The sequence below is a fragment of the Streptomyces viridosporus genome, assembly GCF_002078235.1.
Taxonomy (GTDB): Bacteria; Actinomycetota; Actinomycetes; order Streptomycetales; family Streptomycetaceae; genus Streptomyces; species Streptomyces viridosporus.
In genome coordinates this window covers 1-4036 of sequence record NZ_MSGP01000542.1, presented here as the reverse complement: position 1 = coordinate 4036, position 4036 = coordinate 1, and the positions used below count along the sequence as shown (strand labels likewise).

5 protein-coding genes are annotated in these 4036 nt (G+C 72.8%); 2 read left to right on the top strand and 3 right to left on the bottom strand.

Annotated elements, in window-relative coordinates; all coding sequences use genetic code 11:
- A partial coding sequence (locus B7L92_RS31870) for an NAD(P)/FAD-dependent oxidoreductase (RefSeq protein WP_143626410.1) occupies positions 1 to 863 on the bottom strand: 863 nt, incomplete at its 3' end.
- Positions 864 to 964: 101 nt separating this feature from the next.
- Between B7L92_RS31870 and B7L92_RS31865 the strand changes: the two genes are divergently transcribed.
- The gene (locus B7L92_RS31865) at positions 965 to 1396 is read left to right on the top strand and encodes an ArsR/SmtB family transcription factor (protein ID WP_081240779.1); all 432 of its coding nucleotides are present in this window, start codon (positions 965 to 967) and stop codon (positions 1394 to 1396) included.
- A complete protein-coding gene (locus B7L92_RS31860) occupies positions 1393 to 1878 on the top strand; it encodes an SRPBCC family protein (protein ID WP_081240778.1) in 486 nt (161 codons plus the stop codon). The genes B7L92_RS31865 and B7L92_RS31860 overlap by 4 nt, the downstream gene beginning before the upstream one ends.
- Before the next feature lie 58 nt (positions 1879 to 1936).
- On the opposite strand, the gene B7L92_RS31855 is transcribed toward B7L92_RS31860, so the two are convergent.
- Positions 1937 to 3331 (bottom strand): alkaline phosphatase PhoX, encoded by a 1395-nt coding sequence (locus B7L92_RS31855; protein ID WP_081240777.1) that lies wholly within the window; start codon positions 3329 to 3331, stop codon positions 1937 to 1939.
- An 89-nt stretch (positions 3332 to 3420) separates the two neighbouring features.
- A partial coding sequence (locus tag B7L92_RS31850; protein WP_081240776.1) for a slipin family protein occupies positions 3421 to 4036 on the bottom strand: 616 nt, incomplete at its 5' end.

The window sequence follows — 4036 nt, the reverse complement described above, 5'->3', positions numbered from 1 at the left end:
GTGCCGTCCTCGCCGTAGGGGGCGGTGCGCACCGAGCGGGTGTTCTCGTCGGGGGTGATGTACATGCCCCCGGGGTCCTGGTCGGCGGGGACGGTCCCGGCGACGACCAGCTCGCGGTGCGGGGAGAGGCGGGTGAACAGCAGGGCCCGGTCGAAGATCGGATAGTGGGTGGCGACCACGACGTCCCGGGCGGTCACCGTGGCCCCGCCCTCGGTGGACAGGCGGCAGGGCTCGCCCTCGTCCAGGCCGAGGACGGTGGTGTCCTCGTGGATGCGTCCGCCGCGCGCCACCAGGTCGTCGGCGAGGGCCAGCAGGTACTTGCGCGGATGGAACTGCGCCTGCCCGGTCACCTCGACCGCGCCCGCCACCGGGAACGGCAGGCCGGTCTCCGTCACGAACGAGGCCGGCAGTCCCGCCTCCCGCGCGGCCCTCGCCTCCGCGCGCAGCTCCTCGACCCGGCCCGCGTCACGGGTGAAGGTGTACGCGCTGCGGCGCTCCCAGTCGCAGTCGATGCCGAGCTCCGCCGCCACGTCGGCGGTGTGCTCGATCGCCTCCGACTGCGACCGGGCGTAGAGCCGCGCGCCCTCGCTGCCGCGGGTGCGGCGCAGCTTGTCGTAGATCAGCGAGTGCAGGGCGGTGACCTTGGCGGTCGTGTGTCCGGTGACACTGGCCGCGATCCGCCCGGCCTCCAGCACCGCGACGCTCTTCCCGGCCCGCGTCAGCTCCCACGCGGTGCACAGTCCGGCGATTCCGCCGCCGATCACCGCCACGTCCACATCGAGGTCCTCGGTCAGCGCGGCATGCCGGCCCCCCGGTGCGGTCTGGAGCCAGTACGAGCCGCTGACCTGCTGATTCTCCGTCATGGGCGTCGAGTACCCCGGCGCGCCGGGTTCAGTGGCACCGCGGCGGGGGCCGCACCCGTTCCGCTTGCGCGCGGGGGCGGACGGGGTTAACGTACAACCAAATGGTTGTAGATGGAGTGGCCGCCGGATCCGGCGGGACCGACGAGGCCGTGGACCGGCTGTTCCACGCCCTGGCCGACGCGACGCGCCGCGACATACTCCACCGCTGTGTGCGGGGCGAGCTGTCCGTGTCGCGTCTGGCCGCGGCGTACCCGATGAGCTTCGCCGCGGTGCAGAAGCACGTCACGGTGCTGGAGCGGGCCGGTCTGGTCACCAAGCGGCGACGCGGACGGGAGCAGCTCGTGCGCACCGATCCCGACGCGGTGGGGCGTGCGCGGCGGGCCCTGGACGAACTGGAGTCGGCCTGGCGGGCACGGGTGGACCGGATGTCCGGCCTGCTCACGGACGACGCCGCCGGAGCCGGGCCGGGACACGGCACCGGCCCCGCCCCCGACGACGCGAGGACGAACACGGAGAAAGGACCGGACAGATGACTGTCACCGGCGTGGACAAGGACGTCGACCGACTCACCCTCACCCTGATCGCCGACTTCACCGCCCCGGTCGAGCGGGTGTGGCGGCTGTGGGCCGACCCGCGGCTGCTGGAGCGCTGGTGGGGGCCGCCCGGCTACCCGGCGACCTTCGAGGAGCACGACCTGACGCCCGGCGGGGAGGTCAGGTACTTCATGACCGGCCCGGAGGGCGAGAAGTACGGCGGCTGGTGGCGGATCACCTCGGTGGCGCCGCCGGCCTCCCTGGAGTTCACCGACGGCTTCTCCGGCGAGGACGGCAAGCCGGACCCCGAGATGCCGACCACCGCGGTGCGGATGACCCTCACCGAGCGCGACGGCGGCACCCGGATGGAGCTGCGCTCGGTCTTCGACAGCCGGGAGCAGATGGACCGGCTGGCCGAGATGGGCATGGTCGAGGGACTGACGTCGTCCATCGGACAGATGGACGCCGTCCTGGCGGGCTGATCCCCCCGGCGGCCGGGACGGGCGGGCTCCGCGCCCCCGCGTCCCGGCCGCCCTCCGGTCATCTGCGCCACGGCCCCGTCACCGCGAACGTCGTGCCGGGGTCGTAGCAGTTGACGTACATCGTCCGGCCGTCCGGGGAGAAGGCGACCCCGGCGAACTCGCCCCACTCCGGGGCCTCGGGCGTGCCCGTGTTCTGGCGGTTGCGGGCCATCGCGTAGACCTCGCCGTGCCGGGTGACGCCGTAGACGTGCTGGGCGCCGCCGCCGTCCTCGCAGACCATCAGGCCGCCGCTCGGGGCGAGGCAGATGTTGTCCGGCGACTCGCCCGGGAGCTGCACGTCCGTGTCCGGGCCGAAGACGATCACCAGGGTGAGGCGGCGCCGGTCCGGGTCGTAGCGCCAGATCTGCCCGTAGTGGTCGCCCGCCGAACCCTGGTCGCTGCGGGCGAAGGACGACACGAAGTACACCGACCGCCCGCCCCAGTAGCAGCCCTCCAGCTTCTGCGCGTGCGTGATGCCCCCGCGGCCGAAGTCCTGGAAGCGGATGGGGGTCCGGACGGCCAGCGGATCCGGTACGTCGACCCACTCGACGCCGTCGAAGCGGGCACCGGTCTCCCGGATCGAGGACAGGTCCGGCACCCCGGGCACCCGCATCGCCTGCAGCCGGCCGCCCGCACGCAGCGAACCGGTGCCGCCCAGCGGCTTGTCGGGCAGGAAGCGGTAGAACAGGCCGAAGGGCCGCTCGAAGGCGTCCTCGGTCTCGTAGACGACGCCCCGCTTCGGGTCCACCGCGACCGCCTCGTGCTGGAAGCGGCCCATCGCGGTCAGCGGTACGGCGCCCGTGCGGCGCGGGTCGGCGCCGTCGACCTCGAAGATGAAGCCGTGGTCCTTGGTGTAGCCGTTGGTGCCCGCCCGGTCCTCGGTCTCCTCGCAGGTCAGCCAGGTTCCCCAAGGAGTCGGTCCGCCCGCGCAGTTGACGGCCGTGCCGGCGATGGCGACCCGTTCGGACAGCACCGTGCCGCGGGAGTCCAGGGTGAGCGCCGTGCAGCCGCCCCTGCCCTCGGGGTCGTAGGTCAGGCCCTCGACCGCCGGGACCGGGATCCTGCCGTTGTGGCGGTTCTCGTGGTTGCGGACGAGGTGCACGCGGCCGTTCCTGCCCGCGAGGGCGGCCATGCCGTCGTGGTTGGAGGGGACCGGCCCCTCGCCGGAGCGCAGCCGGTCGCCCTCGCGCGAGAGCACCCGGTAACGGAACCCCTTCGGCAGGTCGAGCAGCCCGTCGGGGTCGGGGACCAGGGGGCCGTAGCCGCCGTGTCCGAGGTCCTGTGCGGTGGCGGTGCCGGTGAACAGCTCGGAGAGGGCGCCGGAGAACGCGATGCCGATGCCCAGGGCACCGGTCCTGGCGAGCACCTGACGCCGGGTCGTGGGGGAGTCGTCCGTGGGCGCGGTTTCTGACACGGGGAAACCTTCCTGCTGGCGGACAGGAACTATGACCCGCCGTGTCTATCACCTGGCGCGGGTCACGGGAACCACGCGTGTCGCACGCGTCACGGGCCGGGGGCGCGGTTCCCGGCCTCCCTCAAGATCTGCCCCAAGGTCTCCACCGCGGGCTCGGGCGGTGTCCCCTGGGCCCGTTCCAGGAAGCGCAGCAGCTCCACCGGGAAGGGCAGCACGAGGGTGGAGTTCTTCTCCGCGGCGACCGCCACGATGGTCTGCAGCAGGCGCAGTTGCAGTGCGGAGGGGGTGTCCGCCATCTGCTGGGCCGCCTCGGCCAGCTTCCGCGACGCCTGCAGCTCGGCGTCGGCGTTGATGATGCGGGCCCGGCGCTCGCGGTCGGCCTCGGCCTGCCGGGCCATGGACCGCTTCATCGTGTCGGGCAGGGAGACGTCCTTGATCTCCACCCGGTCGATCTGCACGCCCCAGCCGACCGCGGGGCTGTCGATCATCAGTTCCAGGCCCTGGTTGAGCTTCTCCCGGTTGGAGAGCAGGTCGTCCAGGTCGCTCTTGCCGATGATCGACCGCAGCGAGGTCTGCGCCATCTGGGAGACCGCGAACCGGTAGTCCTCGACGTTGACGACCGCCGCGGTGGCGTCCACCACCTTGAAGTAGACCACCGCGTCGACCCGCACGGTCACGTTGTCCCGGGTGATGCCCTCCTGGGCC